At 49.0% G+C, this 23,266-nt stretch carries 22 protein-coding genes and 2 riboswitches; of the genes, 10 read left to right on the top strand and 12 right to left on the bottom strand.

Going from position 1 to position 23,266, the window contains the following annotated elements; translation table 11 throughout:
- Window positions 1-95: 95 nt before the first annotated feature.
- Genes P397_RS0101525 through P397_RS0101515 form a run of 3 tightly spaced genes read right to left on the bottom strand, consistent with a single transcriptional unit; the run spans window position 96 to window position 2,453 of the window.
- A complete protein-coding gene (locus P397_RS0101525) occupies window positions 96-902 on the bottom strand; it encodes an ABC transporter permease subunit (RefSeq protein ID WP_028105396.1) in 807 nt (268 codons plus the stop codon).
- The gene (locus P397_RS0101520) at window positions 899-1,780 is read right to left on the bottom strand and encodes an ABC transporter ATP-binding protein (RefSeq protein WP_028105395.1); all 882 of its coding nucleotides are present in this window, start codon (window positions 1,778-1,780) and stop codon (window positions 899-901) included. The genes P397_RS0101525 and P397_RS0101520 overlap by 4 nt, the downstream gene beginning before the upstream one ends.
- A 40-nt stretch (window positions 1,781-1,820) precedes the next feature.
- Entirely contained in the window at window positions 1,821-2,453 is a 633-nt protein-coding gene (locus P397_RS0101515) for a methyltransferase (protein ID WP_028105394.1), read from the bottom strand.
- An 82-nt stretch (window positions 2,454-2,535) separates the two neighbouring features.
- On the opposite strand from P397_RS0101515, the gene P397_RS0101510 reads away from it, so the two are divergent.
- From P397_RS0101510 to P397_RS0101500, 3 genes are all read left to right on the top strand, one after another.
- Window positions 2,536-2,865 (top strand): heme oxygenase, encoded by a 330-nt coding sequence (locus P397_RS0101510; RefSeq protein WP_026831652.1) that lies wholly within the window; start codon window positions 2,536-2,538, stop codon window positions 2,863-2,865.
- 152 nt (window positions 2,866-3,017) lie between these two features.
- Window positions 3,018-3,758 carry a uracil-DNA glycosylase family protein gene (locus P397_RS0101505; RefSeq protein ID WP_051523854.1) on the top strand — a complete coding sequence of 247 codons (741 nt, stop codon included), beginning with the start codon at window positions 3,018-3,020 and terminating at the stop codon, window positions 3,756-3,758.
- A gap of 103 nt (window positions 3,759-3,861) precedes the next feature.
- Window positions 3,862-4,037, top strand: a riboswitch (Lysine riboswitch).
- A gap of 106 nt (window positions 4,038-4,143) precedes the next feature.
- Window positions 4,144-5,727, top strand: coding sequence for a Na+/H+ antiporter NhaC family protein (locus tag P397_RS0101500; RefSeq protein ID WP_028105392.1), 1,584 nt, complete (start codon window positions 4,144-4,146; stop codon window positions 5,725-5,727).
- 84 nt (window positions 5,728-5,811) lie between these two features.
- Here P397_RS0101500 and htpG read toward each other — a convergent pair whose 3' ends face one another.
- Both htpG and P397_RS0101490 read right to left on the bottom strand, forming a co-directional pair.
- The gene (htpG, locus tag P397_RS0101495; protein WP_028105391.1) at window positions 5,812-7,677 is read right to left on the bottom strand and encodes a molecular chaperone HtpG; all 1,866 of its coding nucleotides are present in this window, start codon (window positions 7,675-7,677) and stop codon (window positions 5,812-5,814) included.
- A gap of 83 nt (window positions 7,678-7,760) precedes the next feature.
- The gene (locus P397_RS0101490) at window positions 7,761-8,633 is read right to left on the bottom strand and encodes a hypothetical protein (RefSeq protein ID WP_028105390.1); all 873 of its coding nucleotides are present in this window, start codon (window positions 8,631-8,633) and stop codon (window positions 7,761-7,763) included.
- 148 nt (window positions 8,634-8,781) lie between these two features.
- On the opposite strand from P397_RS0101490, the gene P397_RS0101485 reads away from it, so the two are divergent.
- Both P397_RS0101485 and P397_RS0101480 read left to right on the top strand, forming a co-directional pair.
- Window positions 8,782-9,603 (top strand): SDR family oxidoreductase, encoded by an 822-nt coding sequence (locus P397_RS0101485; protein ID WP_028105389.1) that lies wholly within the window; start codon window positions 8,782-8,784, stop codon window positions 9,601-9,603.
- A gap of 165 nt (window positions 9,604-9,768) precedes the next feature.
- Complete coding sequence (locus P397_RS0101480) at window positions 9,769-10,926, top strand: ArgE/DapE family deacylase (RefSeq protein WP_028105388.1); 1,158 nt, start codon at window positions 9,769-9,771, stop codon at window positions 10,924-10,926.
- Between the two features lie 42 nt (window positions 10,927-10,968).
- Here P397_RS0101480 and P397_RS0101475 read toward each other — a convergent pair whose 3' ends face one another.
- Window positions 10,969-11,316 carry a hypothetical protein gene (locus P397_RS0101475; RefSeq protein ID WP_235184016.1) on the bottom strand — a complete coding sequence of 116 codons (348 nt, stop codon included), beginning with the start codon at window positions 11,314-11,316 and terminating at the stop codon, window positions 10,969-10,971.
- 105 nt (window positions 11,317-11,421) lie between these two features.
- Here P397_RS0101475 and P397_RS0101470 point away from each other — a divergent pair, with 105 nt between their 5' ends.
- Window positions 11,422-11,844: a DUF1801 domain-containing protein gene (locus P397_RS0101470; RefSeq protein ID WP_026831639.1), complete on the top strand. Its 423-nt coding sequence runs from the start codon at window positions 11,422-11,424 to the stop codon at window positions 11,842-11,844.
- A 62-nt stretch (window positions 11,845-11,906) separates the two neighbouring features.
- On the opposite strand, the gene P397_RS0101465 is transcribed toward P397_RS0101470, so the two are convergent.
- Together P397_RS0101465 and P397_RS0101460 are read right to left on the bottom strand one after the other, a co-directional pair.
- Window positions 11,907-13,145 carry an MFS transporter gene (locus tag P397_RS0101465; protein WP_026831638.1) on the bottom strand — a complete coding sequence of 413 codons (1,239 nt, stop codon included), beginning with the start codon at window positions 13,143-13,145 and terminating at the stop codon, window positions 11,907-11,909.
- A gap of 15 nt (window positions 13,146-13,160) precedes the next feature.
- Entirely contained in the window at window positions 13,161-13,616 is a 456-nt protein-coding gene (locus P397_RS0101460) for a CBS domain-containing protein (RefSeq protein WP_028105386.1), read from the bottom strand.
- Between the two features lie 189 nt (window positions 13,617-13,805).
- On the opposite strand from P397_RS0101460, the gene P397_RS0101455 reads away from it, so the two are divergent.
- Window positions 13,806-14,228 carry a MarR family winged helix-turn-helix transcriptional regulator gene (locus tag P397_RS0101455; RefSeq protein WP_028105385.1) on the top strand — a complete coding sequence of 141 codons (423 nt, stop codon included), beginning with the start codon at window positions 13,806-13,808 and terminating at the stop codon, window positions 14,226-14,228.
- A gap of 95 nt (window positions 14,229-14,323) precedes the next feature.
- Here the strand turns inward: P397_RS0101455 and mmuM are convergent, their stop codons facing one another.
- The 4 genes from mmuM to P397_RS0101435 all read right to left on the bottom strand — a co-directional run bounded on the left by mmuM (window position 14,324) and on the right by P397_RS0101435 (window position 19,461).
- On the bottom strand, window positions 14,324-15,256 hold the full coding sequence (gene mmuM, locus P397_RS0101450; RefSeq protein WP_028105384.1) for a homocysteine S-methyltransferase: 933 nt from the start codon (window positions 15,254-15,256) through the stop codon (window positions 14,324-14,326).
- Window positions 15,231-16,631, bottom strand: coding sequence for an amino acid permease (locus P397_RS0101445; RefSeq protein WP_028105383.1), 1,401 nt, complete (start codon window positions 16,629-16,631; stop codon window positions 15,231-15,233). Before P397_RS0101445 ends, mmuM begins: the two co-directional genes overlap by 26 nt.
- An 84-nt stretch (window positions 16,632-16,715) precedes the next feature.
- Window positions 16,716-16,817, bottom strand: a riboswitch (SAM riboswitch).
- A 107-nt stretch (window positions 16,818-16,924) separates the two neighbouring features.
- Window positions 16,925-18,343, bottom strand: a complete 1,419-nt coding sequence (locus P397_RS0101440) for a polysaccharide pyruvyl transferase family protein (protein ID WP_028105382.1) — start codon at window positions 18,341-18,343, stop codon at window positions 16,925-16,927.
- 206 nt (window positions 18,344-18,549) lie between these two features.
- Complete coding sequence (locus tag P397_RS0101435) at window positions 18,550-19,461, bottom strand: ketopantoate reductase family protein (protein WP_028105381.1); 912 nt, start codon at window positions 19,459-19,461, stop codon at window positions 18,550-18,552.
- Window positions 19,462-19,641: 180 nt separating this feature from the next.
- Between P397_RS0101435 and P397_RS0101430 the strand changes: the two genes are divergently transcribed.
- The 3 genes from P397_RS0101430 to P397_RS0101420 are packed head-to-tail and all read left to right on the top strand — an operon-like array spanning window position 19,642 to window position 23,263.
- Window positions 19,642-20,358: a GntR family transcriptional regulator gene (locus P397_RS0101430; protein ID WP_026831631.1), complete on the top strand. Its 717-nt coding sequence runs from the start codon at window positions 19,642-19,644 to the stop codon at window positions 20,356-20,358.
- Window positions 20,351-21,892, top strand: a complete 1,542-nt coding sequence (gene gntK / locus P397_RS0101425; RefSeq protein ID WP_028105380.1) for a gluconokinase — start codon at window positions 20,351-20,353, stop codon at window positions 21,890-21,892. Before P397_RS0101430 ends, gntK begins: the two co-directional genes overlap by 8 nt.
- Before the next feature lie 24 nt (window positions 21,893-21,916).
- A complete protein-coding gene (locus P397_RS0101420) occupies window positions 21,917-23,263 on the top strand; it encodes a GntP family permease (RefSeq protein WP_028105379.1) in 1,347 nt (448 codons plus the stop codon).
- The last annotated feature ends 3 nt before the right edge of the window (window positions 23,264-23,266 follow it).

Below are 23,266 nucleotides of genomic sequence, written 5' to 3'. Positions count from 1 at the left end.
GTAAAAATCAGCCGCTTACGCAACGTTCAAATCCTAAATGTTCACTTTCTGTAAATTTCCGCGTCTTCTTTGGCTTATTTTCCGGTCCAGTTGTGTCAAATCGACAAACTTCGTTTTCGAAAACTCAAAAATGCCCCGATATGGAAAATCAGGCTGATACTCGCAAGGATCAGAAGGTGGATCAAAAACTGATCAGTTCCTTCTAATAATTGTTGGGTATTGAACAGACTGAAAATCGAGCCGTAACGCATCCATTCCACTTTTTCACTGAGACCGGATCCGATCGTCAGGACAATCGACAGGACAAGGACACTGCCAGCAATCGAAAAAGCACGCCGCTCATCATCAAACAAGGTGGCAATAAACAACGTGAATCCACCAATGGCATACAGTAACAACAGTGCGTTCACTTGAAAACGAATCAAGGTCAGCCCATCAATCGACACTCCGGAAACAAACCAGTCCGCGAGCAGCAAGACGAGCGTATTGCATACTACCAGGCATGTACTGGCGAGCATCATCACGATCATTGCGGCCGTCGTATATTGATGCCGGGTAATCGGTGCTGCCAAGTATAAAATCAGTTCGCCATTATCGATCGGTCGTGCCAACAGACGGGCGGCAAGCGATAACAAGAACAGAGACGCGATGATTTGAAAGATCAGTCCGTAATAATTCCCGCCAAGTAAATCAAGCACATTATCAAAACCGGTCACCTTGTCGTATTGAAAAGCTTTTAAGACTTCCGGCGGCAACGCTTGAAGTTTCGCTTCGAGCAATCCGGTCTTCATCATCGAGGGGTAGAGTGCCGCAAGCATCAACAAATACAGACTGGTGCCGATCGCATACGCCGTGATCGGTTTTCCGTTGTGTTTCAACAACGACCAAATGATGGTCATCATGATGATTCCTCCTCACCGTAATAATGTAAGAAGACATGTTCCAAGTCATCCGCTGACGATTGAATCGTCCGGACATCGTACGCTGTTAACAGGTGAATGATCTGATTTAACGTCAGTTCGTGACCCGTGACAAACGAGACCTGCTTCTGAAGTCGTTGACTGCCGATCTGCAGCGCAAATTGTTCCGCCTCTGCCTCGAGTCCAAATTCGATCGTATATTGTTTCCGACTTGAACGGACCAGCTCATGAATGTCCGCTTCCACGATGATCCGTCCTTCTTTGATCAAGGCGGCCCGGTCACACGATTTTTCCATCTCCGGAAAATGGTGTGAACTCATCAAAATCGCCTTTCCGCGTTGCCGTTCGATGTCGATCAAGTCTAAAAAATGTTCCTGCATCAGCGGATCGAGCCCGCTCGTCGGCTCGTCGAGCAGGTAGACCGGTGCATCCTTCATGAAACAGCCGACCAAAGCCAGTTTTTGTTTCATCCCTTTTGACATCTTCCGAATCTTGGTTTTCGTCTCAAACGGAAACCGATTGAGCAACTCCTGCTGTCGCTGCGGCGAACTGTGATGCAGTTTTTGCATCAACTGCAACACCTGTTCTCCGGTGAAGTCGCCCGGCAGATTGATTTCTCCCGGTAAATAACCGACCAGACGTTTGACCTCTTCCGATTGATTCCAACAATCAAATCCGCCGATTGTCGCACGCCCCGTATCTGCTTGAATCAATCCCATCAATTGCCGGATGGCGGTTGATTTCCCGGCACCGTTCGGTCCGATGAAACCAAACACCATCCCCGGTTCCACCGTAAAACTGACGTCAAACAATCCTCGTTTCGGGGCAAATTCTTTCGTCACGTGGTCCAAGTGAATCATCCCAATCGCCTCACTTCTTTTGGAGATCGTCGTTAGTACCTTATACCCGTTTTGGCACTTCTTGGGACAAATCAGTCCGATAAATGACAAACCGTTCGTCATGATTTTTGTCGAACAATTCTTTTAACCGAACTTCGTCGACTTGCTCGAATACCGTCTGATGCTCTAAAAAATACCGGTACTCGTCTGCCGGATAATACAGAATTAGATCCACCGGTCTCGGACGGCGTTCGATCGAGGCTAAGATATTGTCTACGACCTTCATGAAGATTTGCACAGAAAACGGATTAAAGAAATAACATTTCGTGACATCATCGGGAATCGGGTACGCTTCTGCATAGGTCTGCTCAAAACGGATGCTTCCCCGCCGCTTCTTCATTTTTTTCGTATACGCCATCTGATTCGTGAGCGCATCCTGATAATATTGACCGTTCATCTCGACACCGATGACGGAGCAATCAAACCGATCGTGCAGATAAAAATTCAGTCGTCCTTTGCCGCATCCGAAATCGACCACCGTATCGGTCTGATCAAACGAATAAACGGCACACAGCTCCTCAAGCGCCGCATAAGGAGTCGGTTCATAGCGGTTGTAGTGACTAAATGCGTTATAGAGGTGTTGGATATCAATCGTCTCGATTCGCAATCGTTCTTCGTACTCTTTTTCATTCATCTAAGATTCCTTCTTTCAAGCATTGTTGTGTCCATCGTACTATACTTAAGAAGTACGTAACTCGATAAAAGGGGATGTTTGTATGATCGTTGTGACGAACCGGATCAAGGTCAAAAAAGGGATGGCGGCCGCACTTGCCCCACGTTTCACGCGTCCAAGCGGTCTCGACTCGATGGAAGGATTTGTTCGGGTCGAAGTGTTGTTGACGCAAGGACTCGAAGAACATGATGAAATGAATGTCAACATGTACTGGGAAGACATGAAACACTTTGAAGCGTGGCGCAACAGTGACGATTTCAAAGCGTCACACAAACGGCCTGCCCCGACGGACGGCAAACAAGAAGAGTCGCCGATGCTTGGAAGTGAAATCATCACGTATGAAGTCGCTTCTGTCAAAGAACGAATTTCTTGATGATCCATTTGTACAACTGCCTTGCTTCCACTTTTGGTCGCAAGGTTTTTTAATCCTTCAGACACCCCTTACTATATTGATATGGGTGTAAATTGTATGTAATACCATTATTTGTTATCATAAGTCCAATACAGAAAGAGAGAGGACTTATCATGCTGAATTCATTATCTATTTTTGAACGGGTCATTCGCGACTTGCCGATTGATCGGTCCTTGACGCGCCAAGACTTGTGCGTGGATAGTTTCTTATTACAACAGGATCACGAGTTATCCGTTTATTACTCACCGATCGGAGAATACATCAATCGTTCTGCGAAGATCGTTTTCATCGGGATCACCCCCGGATTTGAACAGATGCGGATTGCCTATGAAGAAGCCGCCGACGCGTTTCACCATGGCGCGACCATCGAAGAGACTTCAAAGATCGTCAAATACAGCGCCAGTTTTGCTGGACCGATGCGGCGCAACCTGACCGTGATGCTGGATGAACTGGGTTTAAATCAGTTGCTTGAAATCCCTTCAACAGCTGCTTTATTCCATACCCATCAGGAACTGCTGCACATGACTTCCATCCTCAGACATCCGGTTTTTTACCGCGATAAAAACTATACGGGACATCAACCAAAGATTGACCGAAGCCCGTTATTGCAACACTATGCGTATGAACATTTTGCCGCTGAACTGAATCAGTTACCCCATCCGGTCATCCTGGTCCCGTTCGGACGGGTCGTCGAGTCGACGGTCCGGACGTTGCTTCACCAAGGACGAATCAAGAAGCACACCGTATTGTTCGGCTTCCCCCATCCATCCGGTGCGAACGGACACCGGAAGCGGCAATTTGAAGAAAATAAGGATTATTTGATGAAGCAGCTCGTTTCGTACTTCAGGATTTAATGTAGTTTTTCGTTTAAACTAGCTAACTTCTAAAAAAACAGACTTGAAACTATTTTCTGAAATATGATAAGGTTTTCTTATGAAAAGAATATGACTATTCTATCGATGAGGTAGAGGCGCGGTCTTAATGAGTACTTGATCTGAGGATGACAACAATGACGATCAACGAAAGGTGATGCCGCCGAAGTATCGTCATGTGTCAGACGTGACGAAGCTGGTCGAATTGGGAAATACCCGTTCGATTGCCATACGTATGTTGTATGGAGCGCTCCAATTCGGCTAAGAAAGACGCATCCAGCAAGGGTGTCGGCTTTGTTGCCGGTGCCCTTGCTTTTTTTCTGTGCAACGGGTCTCATCTTCTAAAAAAGGAGGAGGAACCACAACCATGGTCAACTATTCAGATTCCATCGTCGCGCTTGCGCCGGCGGTCATCGCCATCGTCTTGGCGATCGTTACACGAAAAGTCGTCATCTCACTCGGTGTCGGTATTTTAGTCGGAGCGTTATTGCTCCACAGCTTCAATCCGATCGATACCGTTGTTTATCTCGGGAAAAATATCTTCAGTCTGTTTTGGGCAGACGGGGCTTTAAATGAATGGAACGTCTTATTACTCGTCTTCTTACTGTTGCTCGGTGTCTTGTCGACACTGATTCAAACATCAGGTGGTGCCCGTGCCTTCGGCGAATGGGCAACAACACACGTCAAGACGGCGCGTGGAGCCCGACTCGCCGCTTTCGGCCTAGGTATCTTAATCTTCATCGATGATTACTTTAACAGTCTGGCCGTCGGAAACGTCAGTCGACCGTTAACGGACCGTCGCGGTGTCTCACGGGCCAAATTGGCGTATATCATTGATTCAACTGCTGCACCGGTCTGTGTCATCAGTCCGTTATCCAGCTGGGGTGCCTTCATCATCTCGATCATCGCCGGGATCTTGACGACACATTCGATCACCGATTACTCAGCGTTCAGTGCCTTCATGATGATTGTGCCGTTAAACTTCTATGCCATCTTCGCTTTGTTGCTGACGCTCTACATCGCCTATACGGGAATTGCCGTTGGACCGATGCGGACGCATGAATTGCGGGCTTTACAAGGTGAGTTGTTTGACGCCAACAAAGGTACTCCGATGGGAATGGCGGAAGAGGTCAAAGAGCACGATAATGGAAAAGTCCGTGACTTGGTCGTCCCGATTATCGTATTGGTCATCGCGACCGTCACAGCTCTTCTTTGGACGGGTGCTCAGGCGCTTGCCGCTGACGATCGTCCCTTTACATTGATTGGTGCCTTCGAATCGACGGACGTGACACGTTCTCTCGTCGCAGGTGTCGTCATCAGTTTAATCGTTGCCTTCTTGATGTTGATCGGTCGGAAGATTCCGGCACGTGATTACCGCATCAGCATTTGGGCAGGAATGAAATCGATGTGGCCGGCGGTCGTCATTCTATTGTTCGCTTGGACGATCATCGCTGTCATCGGCGACATGAAGACGGGGGATTACCTTGCCAGTTTCGTCAGCAAATCCATTCCCGCTTCTTATCTGCCGTTCCTGTTGTTCTTAATCGCGAGTATCATGGCATTCTCAACCGGAACAAGTTGGGGCACATTCGGTATCATGTTACCGATCGGTGCTGACCTCATCATGGCGGTTGAGCCGAGTCTGTTGTTGCCAACACTTGCCGCAGTCCTTGCCGGATCCGTCTTCGGTGACCACTGTTCACCGATTTCCGATACGACGATTCTCAGCTCGACCGGTGCCGGATCGCACCATATCGATCACGTCACGACACAATTGCCGTACGCGTTGATTGGTGCCGCAACGTCGGCAGTCGGATACCTTATACTCGGTGTCACCGGTTCGTCGGTGTTCGGATTCATCGGTGCGCTTGTCGCCTTCTTGATCTTCCTCGTCATGTTGAACGTTCTTTCACGACGCGGTGAAGTCCCGTCGCAACTTCGTTCGGAATAACGGAAGTCTGTGAAACAAACATTCTATTCAAAAAGCCGGACCGATGATTACATCGGATCCGGCTTTTTGTTATGCCTTTTTTGTTCAGACCATCAACGCGCAGACTTCATTCGCAAAGGCAACCGGGTCTTCGATCGGCAATCCTTCAATCAATAACGCTTGTTGATACATCAGTTTAGTATACAGTTCGAATTTCGGACGATCCTCGGCATAGGCCGTCTCAATCGCCTGGAACACATCGTGCGACGTGTTCAATTCGAGAATTTTCACGGCTGCGACATCTTGATTGTTCGGCATCGATTTGAGGATTTTCTCCATTTCGATTGAAACCGCACCATCCGTCGCGAAGCAGACCGGATGTGACTTCAAGCGTGTTGAAGCTTTGACCTCTTTCACCTGTCCCGCCAGTACGTCCTGCATCGCGTTAAACATCTCGACTTGTGTCTCCGTCGTTTCGGCTTGATCCGTCTGCTCGATTCCGAGATCGCTGCTCGTGACGGACTTGAATTCTTTCCCGTCGTAATTGAGCAGCATCTGAATCGCAAATTCATCAATCTCTTCCGTGAAGTAAAGGATATCGAATCCTTTGTCCTTGACGAGCTCCGACTGCGGCAATTTATCCAACCGGTCCGTGCTCTCCCCTGACGCATAATAGATGTACTTCTGGTCTTCCGGCATCGCGGCGACGTATTCTGCGAGCGTTACCAGTTTTTTCTCTTTCGCCGAATGGAACAGGACGAGGTCTTTGACCGTATCCTTTTGCATGCCGTAATCATTGTAGATACCAAACTTCAATTGACGGCCAAAGGCTTGATAAAACGTCTCGTATTTTTCCCGGTCGTCCCGAAGCAACGCTTCAAGTTGTGTCTTGATTTTGCTTTGAATGTTTTTGGCGATCAACTTCAACTGGCGATCATGTTGCAGCATTTCACGCGAGATGTTGAGCGACAAGTCTTCTGAATCGACCATCCCTTTGACGAAGCTAAAATGATCCGGCAGCAGATCACTGCATTTTTCCATGATCAAGACGCCGTTCGCATACAGTTCCAGCCCCTTCTCGAACTCTTTTGAATAATAATCAAAGGAAGGCTGTTCTGGAATGAACAAGATCGATTGATAACGGACGGCTCCATCGGCACTGATGTGAATGTGTTTGATCGGCGCATCAAATCCGTAACGTTTTTCCTGATAGAAGTTACGGTAGTCCTCATCCGTCAGCTCCCGTTTGTTTTTCCGCCAGATCGGGACCATGCTGTTGACCGTTTTCATGACCGTGACCGTCTCTGTTTCATCTGATCCGTCGACCGGACGTTGTTCCGTTTCCTCCATCTCGATCGGATAACGGATGAAGTCCGAGTATTTCTTGACGATACTCCGCAGACGGTGTGGTTCCAAATATTCATCGTAGTTCTCTTCGTCTTCGTTGGCTTTGATATGAAGTGTGATGTCTGTTCCGACGGTCTCTTTTTCGACCTCTTCGATCGTATGTCCGTCGACCCCGTGTGACTCCCACTTATAAGCGACGTCACTGCCAAACGGTTTCGTGACGACCGTCACGGTGTCGGCGACCATGAAGGCGGAATAAAAACCGACGCCGAACTGTCCGATGATATCATGACCGTCTTGCGATTCATTTTCTGCCTTAAAGGCGAGCGATCCGCTTTTGGCAATCGTTCCGAGGTTTTCTTCGAGCTCTTCTTTTGTCATTCCGATTCCTGTATCGCGTAAAATCAGTTGACGGGTTTTAGGGTTCGGCTGAATCGTAATTTTGTAAGCATCCTTGTCGAACGTAATCGTCTCGTCCGTCAACGCTTTGTAGTAAATCTTATCCATTGCGTCACTGGCGTTCGAAATCAACTCACGTAAAAAGATTTCCTTGTGTGTGTAGATGGAATGAATCATCATTTCGAGCAATCGCTTGGATTCTGCTTTAAATTGTTTCGTTTCCATTTTCGATACCCCCATGTATTTTTTAGCACTCTATAAGACAGAGTGCTAATTCATTTCCATTATTACGGATACAAAAACGACTGTCAATCCTCCAATTCATCGAGTGCCTCCAGTTTTTGCCGCACCTGCCGTCCGATATCACGCAGTCCTTTTGTCGAACCATATGTTCCGTGACTCCGGCCCTTGTCGTCAGGACGACTGCCGAGACCAAGGAACTGTTCGCTTGGTTTAAAGTGAAGTCCGATGATCGGAATCCCGAATGCAGCGGAATAACCAAATTCGACGACGGCATCCGGATAATCGGTCAACGCGACGGGTTCTTGCCACGTGATGCTTGGATCCAGTTTCCGGAAACGGTCCGTGTGCTCGCGTCCGAGCAAAATGATGCCATGCAGGGAAAACAACGGCAGCAGCTTTTTCAAAAAAGTTTGTCCAAAGTCCGTCTGTTCGAGATCCTGCCGCATCGCAATCGTCCCCATGTAGCGTCTGGTCGGGAACGGAAAAAAATCCGTATGGATGACCGGAAGAAGAGCGTCATCATAAAAGGACCCCCCAAATCCATTTAAGAACCCTTCCAGTTTTCCACCCTGTTCCTTTCCGAACCATGTCTTATAAACATCAGGTTGTTGAAAATAGTGATTAAACTTGTCGATCGTTTGTTCAACGTGTTGCTCCGTTAGATAGGTCTCTAAAGACATATCCGGCTCAAGTAAAAAGAACGGACCCGTCGAATCAAAACGCATCGTTCCTTCCTTATTCAAAAATTGTCCGGCTGACGGATTCGTCGCGACCGTCAACCAGCTTTTCTTCGAGACGTCACCAAACCATAAGACGGGTGTCGTTCCCTCAATCAATTCGTTTCGCATCGGTCCACGTGCCAACTCGATTTGGTGCTGCACGGCTTCCTCTAATAATTTTTTTGCATATTCCCATTGCTCTGATGTCAGCGTTCTCATTCCTTTCGTTTTGCGCTTTCCTGTTTTTTGATGTTCCCGTTCCTCCAAAACGTTAGACACTTCGATGGGTTTAGCTCGATTCGCGGAGGGAATGTTTCATAAGGTAAAGCACAAAATCGGACATTACTTTTCAGGAGGAGATTTTTTTATGAAACGACTTGAGAATAAAGTAGCAGTCATTACCGGATCGGCGACAGGAATCGGCCAGGCAACGGCACTCGTTTTTGCAGAACAGGGAGCGACCGTCGTCTGTGCGGATGTTGATCTGGAAAAAGCACAAGCAACGGTCAAACAGATTGAGCAGGCAGGCGGAAAAGCAGAAGCGGTTCATGTCGACGTCTCACAAGTCGATAGCGTAAAACAGCTCGCAGACCATTTAGCGTCTACATACGGGACGGTTGATGTCCTGTTCAACAATGCCGGGATTGATCAGCAAGGCGGGAAAGTCCATGAATATCCGATCGAACTGTTTGACCAAATCATCGCCGTCGATTTACGGGGGACTTTCTTGACGAGTAAGTTTGTCATTCCATTGATGCTGAAAAACGGCGGATCGATCATCAACACGTCATCGATGTCGGGACGTGCGGCCGACTTGAATCGTTCCGGATATAACGCGGCAAAAGGCGGCATCGCCAACTTCACACGCGCGATGGCAATCGACTATGCCCGGGAAGGCATCCGCGTCAACTCGCTTTCGCCGGGAACAATCGAAACGCCGCTCATCGATACACTCGTCGGCGGAAAAGAAGAAGAGCAAGGGAAGCAGTTCCGTGATGCCAATGCTTGGATCACACCACTCGGTCGCCTCGGTAAACCGCGTGAGATGGCAACGGTTGCCTTGTTCCTCGCTTCAGATGACAGTTCATACGTTACGGGTGAAGACATCACGGCTGACGGCGGCATCATGGCCTATACGTGGCCGGGTGAAATGTTAATCGATGATAAATGGAAAACAGACGCGGAATAAGCGACGTTTTTTTCAGCACGGTTCCTACTTGTGGAGCCGTGCTTTTTTTGTTCATTTTTGAACGGTTTGACCCTAAGAAATTCGAGACGCTTAAATGTTTTGGGCATTAGTTTACCTCACTGAACTACTTTTGAACGGGAAAAGTAAAATAAAGGGGGAGAAACTATGCTTACAGAATCGATTACTTATTTACAACGCTGTTTACAAATTCAAAGCACCAATCCACTCGACGGGGAAGAGAACGTCGCCGCGTACGTCTATGATTTACTGACGTCACACGGAATCGAGACGGAATGGATCGAGGTGTCACCTAAACGGATTTGTCTCGTCGCAACGATCCAAGCCGGCGTTTCGGCCGTTCACCCGAAAACGATTGGCTTCTCGGGTCATCTGGATACCGTGCCTGTTCAACTCAGCGAGTGGACAAAGGATCCGTTCGGCGGCGAAATCGAGCAAGGACGCATCTACGGACGTGGCGCCTCCGATATGAAATCCGGTGTCATGGCAATGGTCAGCATGATGCTTGAATTGAACCAACGGGATGACTTACCAAACCATCTGAAATTGTTGATCACATCCGACGAAGAAAACGGGATGACCGGGGCCCGTCATTTAACAGAACGTGGTGACGCAGATGATTTGGACGCTCTGTTGATTACGGAACCGACAAGCGGTTTTCTTGGCTACGCCCAAAAAGGAGTCGTCGGCGTGGAAGTATCGTGTACGGGTAAAAGCGCTCACAGCTCTTCGCCCCAACTCGGTCAAAATGCCATCGATGATCTGTATCGTGTGATTCGAGAAATCAAATCCGACCGGTTTACGATCACCACTCACAGTCATCCGGAGCTCGGTCCGGTCGTCGCTTCCATCACGTCCATTACGGGCGGTGAAGGTCCAAACGTCATTCCGAGCCAAGCTGCATTTTATATGGACATCCGGACGATTCCCGGATTCGGACGGGAACAGGTCTTAACCGCACTGGAAGAAATCAATCAACGTCTGCGTGAACAGGACGACAGCTTTTCGATGAAAGTCACTGTCATCAAGGAGATTCCATCCTGTGAAACTGATTCCGAGGACCTGTTCTTGCATGTCGTCGCAACAACGATGGAATCCATTCGCCGTCAGCCGACACGACGCGTCGCGATTCCTGGAGGAACAGACGGCGCCATGTTCAGTCAGGCCGCCCGAAGCTTCCCGATTGCCGTTGCTTCTTTCCACGATTTTCGGCTGGCGCACCAAATCGATGAGTCCATTCCTTTATCGGAATATGAAGAAACGATCGAGTTGTGCACGCGTTTAGCGCTCCATTCATATACCTAAAAAAATCCTCCATTCGTCTCTTACACGACGAATGGAGGATTTTTAAGTGTACACGCCGATCAAGCCAAGGGCTTGCCCAACATAACTTTGATCAGACTGTAATGTATGGTTTGATTCGTCAACGTGACGCCAGTCGATTCGAACATGCCCCAGCCGGTTGTAGATCAATTCAAATATAAACCCAGCGTTTTCAAAGGAAACGATTCCCGGAAACTGCTCATGAACAATCCGAAATTCATGGGCAAATCGGTCATATTCTTCAAACGATAACGTCATCTGATGGATCCTTTTATCCTGATGCCACACGTCGATTTGTAATGTAGCCAACGCTTCATTCACTTCGACGATGTGCCAGTCAATCGTCTCGTCATATCCCGTAAATGAAATCACATGGTTCAACTAAATCACCTCTTTTTGAATGAATCTCCGTTAGACAGGGAATGGTTTTGTAACGAATCGAAATGACCGTCGCCCACTCACGAAAGGAGTTTTCTTATGACTGATCAGCAAAAGACGTTACCGACGGATCAAAGCGTCGATGCCTTTTTGAGTACGATCACGCCAGTGTCAAAACGGACGGACTGTGAACAATTGCGGCAGATTTTTGAAGAGATGACGGGTTATCCGGCTGTTATGTGGGGTGACACGATGATTGGATTCGGTCACTATCACTATCGGTATTCTTCCGGACATGAAGGCGACTCATTTCTTGTCGGATTCTCGCCCCGCAAAGCGAACATCAGCCTCTATTTCGCAACAGGTCCGGAGCGTGAGCAATTCCTCGCGCGTCTCGGCAAACACAAGACCGGAAAAAGCTGTGTCTATATTAATAAACTAGCAGATGTCGACCTGCTTGTCTTACGAGAGCTGATCGTTCACTCCGTCGCTTTTCTGGAAACGACGTATCCACGGTCTTGAACGCTCAAAAAACGTCCCTCCCTTCGCTGGTTTTGCGAAAGAAGGGACGTTTGCTGTTGGCATTAATGTCCGCTGTCTGTTGTATCGATATGACGAATGTGTTTGAGATTGACCCCGATGATGACGACAGACAATAAGACAAATGCACTCCCGACGTAAAACGGCAGGTTGGCATTAAAAATTTCAGCCAATTTACCGGCCATGAACGGTGCGATGGCTGCCCCGAGAAAACGTAAGAAACTGTATGCTGCTGATGCTGTCGAGCGTTCGACCGGCGCTGCATCCATGACTGCTGTCGTAATCAAAGTGTTATTGTTCCCGAGCACAGCTCCGGCAAGAATGACACAGACGATGACGACTGCTGGTGTTTCGGTAAAGATCCCCATTAGCAGTAACAAGACGGCGAATAAGAGAAGCATCAGTACCATCGCTTTGATCGTCCCGAGCCATTGTTTTAATTTTGGTGCTGTCAGGACGGACGTCAAGGCGAGCAACATCCCCCAACCGAGGAAGACAAACCCGAGCCCTTGTGCCGGCAGCTTCATGACGAACGGCGCATACGCCATGATCGTGAAGAATCCGACGTTATACAGGGCAGCAACGATTCCGAGTGTCAGTAATGACCGGTGTTTCATTGCCTGGAACGGTGCCAGCAACGAAATCTTTTTCGGTGGTGTCGCCGTCGCAACTGGTTTTGGCATCAAGAACAACAAGACGAGGAACGCGATGACCATGATCGTCGCAACACCCATGAACGGCGCACGCCATGTAATCGAACCAAGTGTCCCGCCCAGCAATGGACCGATTGAAATCCCGAGACCGACCGCTGCTTCATATAAGATGATCGCTTTCGCCGTTCCGCCGGATGACAGGGAAACGATCGCGGCAAGGGCCGTCGCAACGAACAAGGCGTTCCCGAGTCCCCAACCGCCGCGTAAAGCGACGAGCGTCCAGATGCTGTCGGCTTGTGACGCGAAACCGGCGACAACCGCAATGACGGCGATCCCGAGCATCAATGTTCCTTTTTGACCGATCCGGGACGAAATCGCACCGGTGATCAGCATCGCAAACGCCATGACGGCGTTATAACTCGTAAACAGCAATGTGACTTCACTTTTGGAAGCTTCTAGATTGTCGGCAATCGTTGGTAAGACCGGATTGACAAGCCCCATCCCCATGAATGCCGTGATACTGGCAAAAAATACCGCCCAAACCGCAATCGGCTGATGCAGCAAACCTTGTTTGCTTTCAGCCAAGACTGTTTCAGGCGCAAGTGTCGTTGTTTTTTCAGCAAGAGCCATATGAATCCTTCTTTCTTAAATAAACTGTTTAAAGGAGTGACGGATGACGTCACCACGACTGATGATTCCGACGAGCTTTCCGTCTTTTAGAATCGGCAGTTTTTTAATCCGTTTCGCGCCTAGCGTCGCCGCGATTTCTTCCATCTCGGTCTCCACCGTCGCTGTGACGACTTTTCGCCGTGCCATCTCCATGACCGGTCGATTCAAGATATGCCGAACACGCTCTTCGTAGTTTTCGTCATCGCCTTTGATGACGTCGACGTAGACGAATGTATCGACGATGATGTCTTTATGTTTCCCGATCGCCCGCATGATGTCCCCGTCACTGATGTAACCGACGACCTCCTGCTGTTCGTTCACGACCGGAACACCGCTGATTCCGGATGCAATAAAACGTTCAACCACCGTCCGGATCGTATCTTGTTCACTGACAGTAATGACGGTTTCTTTCATGGATTGATAAGCTTTCATCGGAATTCCCCTTTATCAGATGCTGTAATGGAATAAGTTCATAACATTCAGTTGCACGATACAATTAAATAACATTTATGATTGTATAATACAACTATAACCGTGTCAAGAACCCTGCTCTTGTATTGACAGCGGTCGTCTCGTGCGTAATGATGAGGGCAATAGAGGCTGATATGAAGAGGTGATAAGATGTCTAATCAATCCCTGGAAACGATTGAACTCGAACTGGCGATTTTGATTCGTCGTTTGACGACGGCGACGGCCGATAACCGGAATTTGGACCGCGCGTCCTACTTGCTGTTGCGCCAACTGTCGGATTCCGGTCAAGTCGGTGTCAAGACGCTCGCACGTGAATTGCAGCTCGACGTATCGACTGTCAGTCGGCAAGCGGCTGCCCTCGATCAAAAAAATCTGGTCGAAAAAATAAAAGACCCGACAGATGGCCGGGCCTTCTTCTACAAGATCACACCGCACGGTCAACGCGAGTTGGAAATCTACCGGACCGCTCGTTTGACGAGCATCGAACGGCTCGTAACGGACTGGCCGGCTGAAGATACGGAATCCTTTGGACGGTTGCTGAAACAGTTTAACCAAGCGTTGCGGGAACGGTGAATTCCTGAAAAACAGTAATGGGCAACCCAGCACAGAGGGCGGATTATACATCCGCCCTCTGTTTTTGTTCAGCTGAATGTTTCGTCGTCTTCCGGTTAAATGATCGTCACGTTCTGCTGAATACGCTCGATCTGCTCCGGTGTCGTGCGGCAACAACCGCCGATCAATCGGGCACCTGCCGCGTACCACTCCGGCGCAATGTCTTCGAACGCGGTACAGGCCGTTTCACCGGACCATGTTTTACTGACCGGATCATAATGTTCCCCTGAATTCGGATAGACGATGATCGGAACATCGGTCAGTTGTTTTAAGCCGGTGATGAACGTCGTCGCGATTGATGCTGGAAAACAATTGGCACCGATTGCTGCCAGTTGCGGATGCCCACCTAAAGCTTCGATGCACTCGACCAACGTCGTTCCTTCACTGATATGCGTCGCGTCACGCAAGGAAAAGGCAAGCCAAGCCGATTGTTCCGGAAATTCTTCGAGCAGACGAAACAGCACTTTGGCTTCTTGTAAGGAAGGAATCGTCTCAAACGCCAGCAGATCGGCGCCGGCCGCAATCAAAGCTTCGAGCCGCGGACGGTGGAAGGCTTCTAGCCGGGCATCGTCGACTCCGTAATGACCGACGTATTCCGATCCGTCGGACAGGGAAGCGCCGTACGGTCCGATTGATCCCGCGATGAGTGCGTGACGCGCTTTTCCTCCTGTTTCTTGCCGTGCTTGTTGTGCAAGATGGACGGTTTGTTGCATCAATTCAAGCGCTTCGTCCGTTTCGATTCCCCGGCTCTTGAAGCCGTCGATACTCGCCTGATAACTCGACGTGATGGCACAGTCCGCTCCGATTTTAAAATAGTCGGCGTGCACACGATGAATCTGCTCCGGTTCTTCGACCAATACACGCGCCGACCAAAGCGGATCGTCGAGATTACTGCCGTTACGTTCAAGTTCGGTCGCGAGCGCCCCGTCTAATAAGATATAGGGTTTTTCATGTAGCAACCGTTCAACTGGATTGTTTTTCTTTGACATCTTCCACACTCCGTTTCCATGATTTTTTAGTCAGATGATGGACGACGTAACATAAGGCGATGAAGGGCACACCAAAGTACAGCGCCACCCGTTGTGTCGGATCAAAGGCGATTCCGATCAAAGAGGCCAGACACATTAAAAAAGAGACGATTGGGACAAGCGGATACCATGGCGTCCGGTACACTAAATCGCTGAGATCATTCCCCTCCTGCAGATACCGTCTTCGGAACATGAACTGTGACGCGCTGATACTCATCCAGACGACGACAACGGCAAGACCGGAAATCGAGACCAGAGCAATGTAGACCGAACCCGGTGCGTAAACACTGGAAAACAAGGCGAGCAGACCACCGAGCATACTGAAGCATACAGCACGTGTTGGTACACCACTCGCATTCAGCTTGGAAAAGAACGGTGTAATCATCCGTTGATCGGATAAGGACCAGAGCATCCGCGACGCGGCATACAATCCGGAATTCGCAGCCGACAGAATGGCTGTCAAAATGACGAAGTTCATGATGTCCGCGGCAAACGGCAGACCGATTCGCTCAAACACGGCCACAAACGGACTTTCGAGGACACCTTTTGAATCATTCGGTAAAAGAATCGCAAGAACGATGATCGTTCCGACAAAAAACAGGACCAATCTGAAAATCGTCGTGCGAATTGCCAGCGGCACTGTTCGTTTTGGATCGACGGCTTCCCCTGCTGCGATTCCAATCAGTTCCGTCCCGGAGTAAGCGAAGTTGACGGCAAGCATCGTCAGCAAGATGGCGAAGGCACCATTCGGAAACAATCCGCCTTCTGTCAAAGGAGCAAGCAACGGCGCCTGTGATCCGTCCGCGAGCGGTAAAAATCCGACGATCGCTGCTGTTCCCAAGACGATGAAGACTAAAATCGTCAATACTTTGACGGCGGAAAACCAAAACTCGACCTCCGCGAACAAGCGGACCGTCAGGACGTTGATTCCTAAAATCATGACGACGAATACGCCGCTGAACATCCAGACCGGAACGTCCGGGAACCAGCGTTGCATCAACAAGCCGGCTGCCGTGAATTCCGACCCGAGGGCGACCGTCCACGTCAACCAGTAGAGCCACGCCACCGTATAACCGGTTCCGGATCCGATGTACTTCGTCGCATAACTATGAAAGGCGCCGGTTTCCGGCATATGTACTGCTAACTCTCCCAAACACAGCATCACGAGATAAACTGCCAGTGCCCCGACCAAGTACGATAAAATCGTTCCGATCCGACCGGCCTGCTCGAGTGTATAACCTGTACTTAAAAACAATCCTGTCCCGATGACACCACCCAGTGACAGCATGACGATATGCCGGGATTCCATTTTTCGTCGAAACGTCTCCTCTTTCATCTGCTCTTCCACACTCCTCTTTCTCTCACTTACAATAAAAAAACGCACCCACATACATGGGTGCGCCGGTCGACAATCAAAAGAAGCTTATCGATCGGGTACGACACCCGCAGGAATTAGCACAGTATCTTGCGACCTGTTGCTGAGGCTTCAAAGGGCCAGTCCCTCCACCTCTCTGGATAAGAATGTAATTTTTCATAACAGTACCAACCACGTTCTGAATTGTCAACACAATTCAGAATATATCATTAAAAAAAACGTCTTACACCAGAACGGTATAAGACGTCTTTTGCTTATTTCTTCGCAAACAAGTCAGCTGTTTTCAATGCCATCCGAACCGCTTTCCGGTTCAGGGTGCCCTGCTGATGTTTCATTTCTTTTGTTTGATTGTTCAACTTGCCTTGAAGCGATTTGATTTTTTTGTCTTTCTCAGCAATCTTCGCTTTATCGCGTTTTTGAGCTGCCACGATTTTTTGTTCTTCTTCCGGGAAGTACGATTCAAAACGTGAAACGGCTTCTTCGATGCTGATTCCTGTAATCGGTTTGACGACTGGAAGCAGTTCGGCTTTCGCCATTTCCCGATCAAACGGAACGTTCTCCGGATAGTTTGTTTCTTTGTAGATATGCTCTAAGTCGTTTGTGTTCAAGAACTCGACGAAGTTATCGAAGTTACGTGCCTGTACACGAGCCGGGCTCTGGAAGTCTGCAGACTCGATTACATCCGACAAACGTGTGCTGTCTGTGATGTCATTTGCCCAGATGTGTGTCAATTGGTGGTAATCCGTCAATTCACGCATCCGTGCATCTTTCGGAATCAGGATACTTGGCGTGCCGGCAAGCGTCGCCGTGATGTTTCCGTGAAGACGTGCTCCAAAGCTGAAGTCGGCTTCTTTTAAGAAGTCGATCCATGTCTGTGCATTCAAGAAGAAGCGGACACGGTCGTTCATGTATGCCGGATCCGACATCTTGACTGGATAGTTCGTGACCGATAAGTCAGCAATCGGATGTGTCCCTGTGTACGTCAAGCGTAACTCTTTCATCCATTGCGGGATGAAGTAGTGGTTCGGGTACTCTTTCATTCCGCGTGTGATGAAGTTCAGGACGTTCTGCGGCGCAAGACGTGACGAGTTGACGCCGATCATCGAATCTTTCGTGATGTTCGTTTCACGGATTTTCAGATCACGGCCAAACGCATACATCGATGGGCAACCGATGACTTTGTGATCGATTCCTTCGCGGAAACCAAGGCGCGTCAAATATTTTGATGTGATTTCACCACGAAGTCCAAGCATGCTTGAACGTTCGAGGACGGCACTGACAAATGCCTTTACATCTTCATCGAATGAAAAACCTTCTTTTAAGTCCGGCTCAAACGGTGCGCGTAGACCAACGCCGATGACGACGACTGGAATCTTCAGCTTTTTAATCAATTTTGTATATTTACGAAGTGTCGGAACGAATTCTTTACGGAATGCGTCTGCGAGTGGAATGACGTACAGGTCGAAGTTGGCGTTGATCTCATCTGCACGCTCTTCTTCATAGTAGTAATAATCCGGTGTAATCGTCGTGCCTTCTGTCATCAATGTGCGGAAGATGCTGTATTGATAAATCAGGTTTCCGACGTTTCCTCCGATTGAATTGTGTTTCATGAGATATTCTGCGTCGAACTGTTCAAACGGTGTCATACCAGCGCGAATAATAATACGTTTCATGTAAAGTAATTCCCCTCTCACTTCTGTTTTCATTGTCCATTAAAATTAGCTCACAAAAATATATTTTACTTTTTATTCAACCAATCCATTTAAGGATAGATGAGTTTAATTCAGTAAGTCAACGAATTGCTTGAATTTAACATATTCTTGACTGCGTTTGATTCTAATCTGTACATCCACATTAGATTTCCCGATATAACAAATACTTAAACCTGTTTTAATTGATTCCGATAGATTTCGAGATTCGTATGAATCATCCGTAAGAGCGGTTGTGCTGTCTCTTCCGTAGAGAGCAGTGTCTGAAAAAGATGCGTGGATTCGACATCGTTGCCTTTTTCCATATCGCGCTGAAGTGACGATTTCATCGTCTCGCTCATCTGACGGATCTGTTGTTCTTGAACCTGTTCGATTTCGTCACTGAACACAGCTCCCTGTTGCTCCATCGCCTGTTTGGCTTCAGCCGTCAATTGCCGGATCAGCTCCATCCCCTGTGCCTGCTCCCGAATCGGACCAATCGCCGAACGGAAAAGCGACGTTACCCCTGAAAACGTCGTGATGAACAAATACTTGTTCCACATGTCACGGATGATCGTTTCCGAATACTTGATCGGCGCTTTTGTTCCGGTCAGATGCCGTTCCAGTTCTTCCAGGCGTTGCGTCCGTTCCCCCGTCAATGGACCAAACAACAGATGGTGAGAAGGACTGGTTTGAAGAATCCGTCCCTGTTCATTCAGTGTCGATTCGATGAAGCATAGTCCGCCGAGCACACGGTGTTCACCAAATGTTTCAGTTAACCGCTCCAGATGTGCCATTCCATTTAACAACGGCAAAATGTATGTATGTTCCGCGACAAACGGTTCGATATCCTGTACGACCTGATCCAGGTGGTAGGCTTTCGTCGAAAGCAGAATCAGATCAAACGTCTCATCTGTTCCGGCCTCGATCAAACGTGGCGACAGCTCAACATCACCGTGCGGACTGCTGATCCGGAGTCCGGATTGTTCCAACTCCTGCATACGACGTGGACGGACTAAAAACGTGACATCCTCCCCTTTTTCCGCCAAACGTCCTCCAAAATAACCGCCGACTGCCCCTGCTCCGACAACTAGAATTTTCATTTTCATACCTCCGAGTCTCTGATTTTTTCTTCCATTAGTAGCTGTTCTTTGTCTAGCCTATCATACAGATCAGACCGAATTGGACAAAGATGACAATTTAATTAAAGCGCTTGCATTTTAGTTTCCGTCGTTTATACTACTTGTATACAAGTATACTTATTAAACAAAGTAGGTGATTTTATGTCTGATCTTTTATACCCGATTAAATGGTTATCAAAAGCATCTGCCGGTGATCGTGTTGCCTATGAACTGCGGATGCGGATCATTTCCGGCAAAATCGAAAGCGGGACAGTTTTGTCTGAAAATAAGTTGGCCGCTGACTTTTCCGTCAGCCGTTCTCCGGTCCGTGATGCCTTGAAAGTCCTGGCATCAGAACGGATCATCCGGTTGGAACGAATGGGAGCTGTCGTCGTCGGACTGTCGAAGCGCGACATCCAAGAAATCTACGATGTCCGGCTGTTAATCGAGACATTCGTCTTCGAACGTCTCGTGCGGATGGAGCGGCAAGAGCTGGTCCGTGAACTGAGCAAGGTGCTCGAGATGATGAAAATCGCCATTAAATACAAGGATGCGGACGAATTTTCCTATCAAGACGTCTTATTCCACGAAACGATCATCCGATCGATTGACCATGGTTACGTCAGTATGATGTGGCAAAATCTAAAACCTGTCATGGAAAGTTTCATCTTATTGTCGATGCGCCAACGTATCGACGAGGACATCGAGGACTTCGACCGGATCCTCGCGAACCACGCCCTCTACATCGAAGCTATCGAAACCGGTGACCGGAAACGAATGATTGCCTCGCTGCATCAGAACTTTGATGATGTGCAGGAAGTCGAGGATTTATGGAAGTCACAACAACTGATGACGAAGGGAGTCGAGCCACATGACTGAATACATGTTAGGGATTGATATCGGCACGACCAGTACAAAAGCGGTGCTCTTCACGACGACAGGGGAAGTCGTCGGACAAACGAACATCGGTTATCCGCTTCATACACCAAACCGTTCAACGGCGGAACAGGATCCGGAAGAGATTTTTCATGCCGTCCTCGAAAGCATCCGGTTGATGACGAAACAACATCCAACGCAGCAGCCGAAGTTCGTTGCCTTCAGCAGCGCGATGCACAGTTTGATTGCGATGGACGAACACGACCAGCCGCTGACTGCCTGCATCACATGGGCGGACAGCCGGAGTGAAGTCTGGTCGAATCGGATCAAGGAACAATACGGCTATTCGATCTATCACCGGACGGGAACACCGGTTCATCCGATGTCACCGCTCAGCAAGATTTGTTGGCTTGTCGAAGAACATCCCGACATTGCCGCCCAAACAAAAAAATACATCGGCATCAAGGAATTTGTTTTCCAACGTCTGTTCGGTGAGTATGCCATCGATCATTCACTGGCGTCAGCGACCGGCTTGTTCAACATTCATGAACTCGACTGGGATACAGAAGCCCTGCACGTCGCCGGCATCGATGCATCCAAACTGTCGCGCCCGGTTTCAACGACGACTTCGTTTACGAATCTCGCACCGGAATACGCCAAACAAATTGGATTGGATCCTTCTACACCATTCCTGATCGGAGCCAGTGACGGCGTGCTGTCGAACCTCGGCGTCAATGCGATCCGCAAAGGGGAAATCGCGATTACGATCGGAACGAGCGGTGCCATCCGGACGATCATCGACCGGCCGCAAACCGACGAAAAAGGTCGGATCTTCTGTTATGCCTTAACCGAAAACCATTGGGTCATCGGTGGTCCGGTCAATAACGGAGGCATGGTCTTACGCTGGATCCGGGATGAGCTCGCATCGTCGGAAGTCGAAACGGCGAAACGGCTCGGGATTGATCCGTATGCTGTCTTGACGAAAATCGCCGAGCGGGTCCGCCCGGGTTCGGACGGCTTACTGTTTCATCCGTATCTGTCGGGCGAACGGGCACCGCTCTGGAATCCGGATGTCAGCGGTTCGTTCTTCGGCTTGACGTTATCGCATAAAAAAGAACACATGATTCGGGCAGCGCTGGAAGGTGTCATCTACAACTTGTACACCGTTTTCCTTGCGCTCATCGAATGTATGGATGGTCCGGTCACACGGATTCAGGCAACCGGGGGGTTCGCCCGTTCTGAAGTGTGGCGTCAGATGATGGCGGATATCTTCGAATCAGAAGTCGTCATTCCGGAAAGTTTTGAAAGTTCCTGTCTTGGAGCCTGTATTCTCGGATTGTATGCGACGGGGGAAGTCGATTCATTTGAGGTGGCCGCAGACATGATCGGTGATACGCACCGTCACGTGCCAAACGAAGAGGCGATGCATGAATACCGGCAGTTGTTGCCGATCTTCATCAGCTTGGCGCGTGTTCTGGAAACCGATTACCGGCGCATCGCTACGTATCAACGGGGTTTGATTCAAAAAGAAATTTAATTTAACGTTTTTGGGGGAAGTCACATGCCATTAGTCATTGTTGCCATCGGGATTGTTTTGTTACTCGTCTTAATCATGGGGTTGAAGTTAAACACGTTTATCTCCCTGATCATCGTCTCGTTTGTCGTCGCGCTCCTGCTTGGAATGCCGCTTGATGAAATCGTTACGACGATCGAAGCCGGACTCGGCGGAACGCTTGGTCACCTCGCCTTGATCTTCGGACTCGGTGCGATGCTTGGAAAACTGATTGCGGATGCTGGTGGTGCGCAACGGATCGCGATGACGCTTGTCGCGAAATTTGGGGAAAAGAACATCCAATGGGCGGTCGTCGTTGCCTCATTCATCATCGGGATCGCCCTCTTCTTTGAAGTCGGATTGGTACTGTTAATTCCAATCGTCTTTGCGATCTCACGTCAGTTACGCGTCTCGATTCTTTACCTCGGGATTCCGATGGTTGCCGCTTTGTCGGTCACACACGGTTTCCTGCCGCCTCACCCGGGTCCAACGGTCATCGCCGGTGAGTACGGCGCGGATCTCGGACAAGTGCTCTTGTACGGCTTCATCGTTGCCGTGCCGACGGTCATCATCGCCGGTCCGATCTTCACAAAAGTCGCCAAGCGGATTGTTCCGGAATCCTTTAAGAAAACCGGCAACATTGCGTCACTCGGCGAACAAAAGGAATTTGATTTAAAAGATACACCGGGATTCGGCATCAGTGTGTTCACGGCGATGTTACCGGTTCTCTTGATGTCGGTCGCAACCGTCATCACGTTATTACAAAAAACACTTGGTTGGGACAATACACCTGTTTTAGCTGCCATCCAGTTCATCGGAAACGCCTCGACGGCGATGCTGATTTCCTTGCTCGTCGCGGTCTATACGATGGGACTTGCCCGTCAGATTCCGATCAAAACGGTCATGGATTCCTGTACGACCGCCATCACCCAAATCGGGATGATGCTGTTGATCATCGGTGGCGGCGGTGCCTTCAAACAGGTCTTGATTGATGGGGGTGTCGGTGATTACGTCGCTGAAATCTTTGACGGAACAACCTTATCACCGATTTTACTCGCCTGGATCATCGCCGCCATCTTACGGATTTCGCTTGGTTCGGCAACCGTCGCTTCGCTGACGACAGCCGGTCTCGTCATTCCGTTGCTCGGTCAATCGGACGTCAATCTGGCACTCGTCGTCTTGGCGACTGGAGCCGGCAGTCTGATCGCTTCGCATGTCAACGATGCCGGGTTCTGGATGTTTAAAGAATACTTTGGGTTAACGATGAAAGAAACGTTCGCGACGTGGACGTTGCTCGAGACAATCATTTCCGTCTTCGGACTTGGATTTGTCCTCTTACTCAGTCTCGTCGTCTAAAAA

Origin of the sequence: Exiguobacterium undae DSM 14481 (assembly GCF_000620805.1) — a bacterium.
Taxonomy (GTDB): domain Bacteria; phylum Bacillota; class Bacilli; order Exiguobacteriales; family Exiguobacteriaceae; genus Exiguobacterium_A; species Exiguobacterium_A undae.
The sequence above is the reverse complement of the archived record's forward strand: the minus strand, read 5'-3'. Positions and strand labels throughout refer to the sequence as shown.

Excerpts from the sequence above, each read along its gene's own strand:
- P397_RS0101480 (WP_028105388.1), top strand. The coding sequence starts at position 9,769 with ATGCTTACAGAATCGATTACTTATTTACAACGCTGTTTACAAATTCAA.
- P397_RS0101520 (WP_028105395.1), bottom strand. The coding sequence starts at position 1,780 with ATGATTCACTTGGACCACGTGACGAAAGAATTTGCCCCGAAACGAGGA.
- P397_RS0101455 (WP_028105385.1), top strand. The coding sequence starts at position 13,806 with ATGTCTAATCAATCCCTGGAAACGATTGAACTCGAACTGGCGATTTTG.
- gntK (WP_028105380.1), top strand. The coding sequence starts at position 20,351 with ATGACTGAATACATGTTAGGGATTGATATCGGCACGACCAGTACAAAA.
- P397_RS0101440 (WP_028105382.1), bottom strand. The coding sequence starts at position 18,343 with ATGAAACGTATTATTATTCGCGCTGGTATGACACCGTTTGAACAGTTC.
- P397_RS0101470 (WP_026831639.1), top strand. The coding sequence starts at position 11,422 with ATGACTGATCAGCAAAAGACGTTACCGACGGATCAAAGCGTCGATGCC.
- P397_RS0101485 (WP_028105389.1), top strand. The coding sequence starts at position 8,782 with ATGAAACGACTTGAGAATAAAGTAGCAGTCATTACCGGATCGGCGACA.
- P397_RS0101505 (WP_051523854.1), top strand. The coding sequence starts at position 3,018 with ATGCTGAATTCATTATCTATTTTTGAACGGGTCATTCGCGACTTGCCG.
- P397_RS0101500 (WP_028105392.1), top strand. The coding sequence starts at position 4,144 with ATGGTCAACTATTCAGATTCCATCGTCGCGCTTGCGCCGGCGGTCATC.
- P397_RS0101420 (WP_028105379.1), top strand. The coding sequence starts at position 21,917 with ATGCCATTAGTCATTGTTGCCATCGGGATTGTTTTGTTACTCGTCTTA.
- P397_RS0101510 (WP_026831652.1), top strand. The coding sequence starts at position 2,536 with ATGATCGTTGTGACGAACCGGATCAAGGTCAAAAAAGGGATGGCGGCC.
- P397_RS0101430 (WP_026831631.1), top strand. The coding sequence starts at position 19,642 with ATGTCTGATCTTTTATACCCGATTAAATGGTTATCAAAAGCATCTGCC.
- P397_RS0101515 (WP_028105394.1), bottom strand. The coding sequence starts at position 2,453 with ATGAATGAAAAAGAGTACGAAGAACGATTGCGAATCGAGACGATTGAT.
- htpG (WP_028105391.1), bottom strand. The coding sequence starts at position 7,677 with ATGGAAACGAAACAATTTAAAGCAGAATCCAAGCGATTGCTCGAAATG.
- P397_RS0101525 (WP_028105396.1), bottom strand. The coding sequence starts at position 902 with ATGATGACCATCATTTGGTCGTTGTTGAAACACAACGGAAAACCGATC.
- mmuM (WP_028105384.1), bottom strand. The coding sequence starts at position 15,256 with ATGTCAAAGAAAAACAATCCAGTTGAACGGTTGCTACATGAAAAACCC.
- P397_RS0101465 (WP_026831638.1), bottom strand. The coding sequence starts at position 13,145 with ATGGCTCTTGCTGAAAAAACAACGACACTTGCGCCTGAAACAGTCTTG.
- P397_RS0101490 (WP_028105390.1), bottom strand. The coding sequence starts at position 8,633 with ATGAGAACGCTGACATCAGAGCAATGGGAATATGCAAAAAAATTATTA.
- P397_RS0101460 (WP_028105386.1), bottom strand. The coding sequence starts at position 13,616 with ATGAAAGCTTATCAATCCATGAAAGAAACCGTCATTACTGTCAGTGAA.
- P397_RS0101445 (WP_028105383.1), bottom strand. The coding sequence starts at position 16,631 with ATGAAAGAGGAGACGTTTCGACGAAAAATGGAATCCCGGCATATCGTC.
- P397_RS0101435 (WP_028105381.1), bottom strand. The coding sequence starts at position 19,461 with ATGAAAATTCTAGTTGTCGGAGCAGGGGCAGTCGGCGGTTATTTTGGA.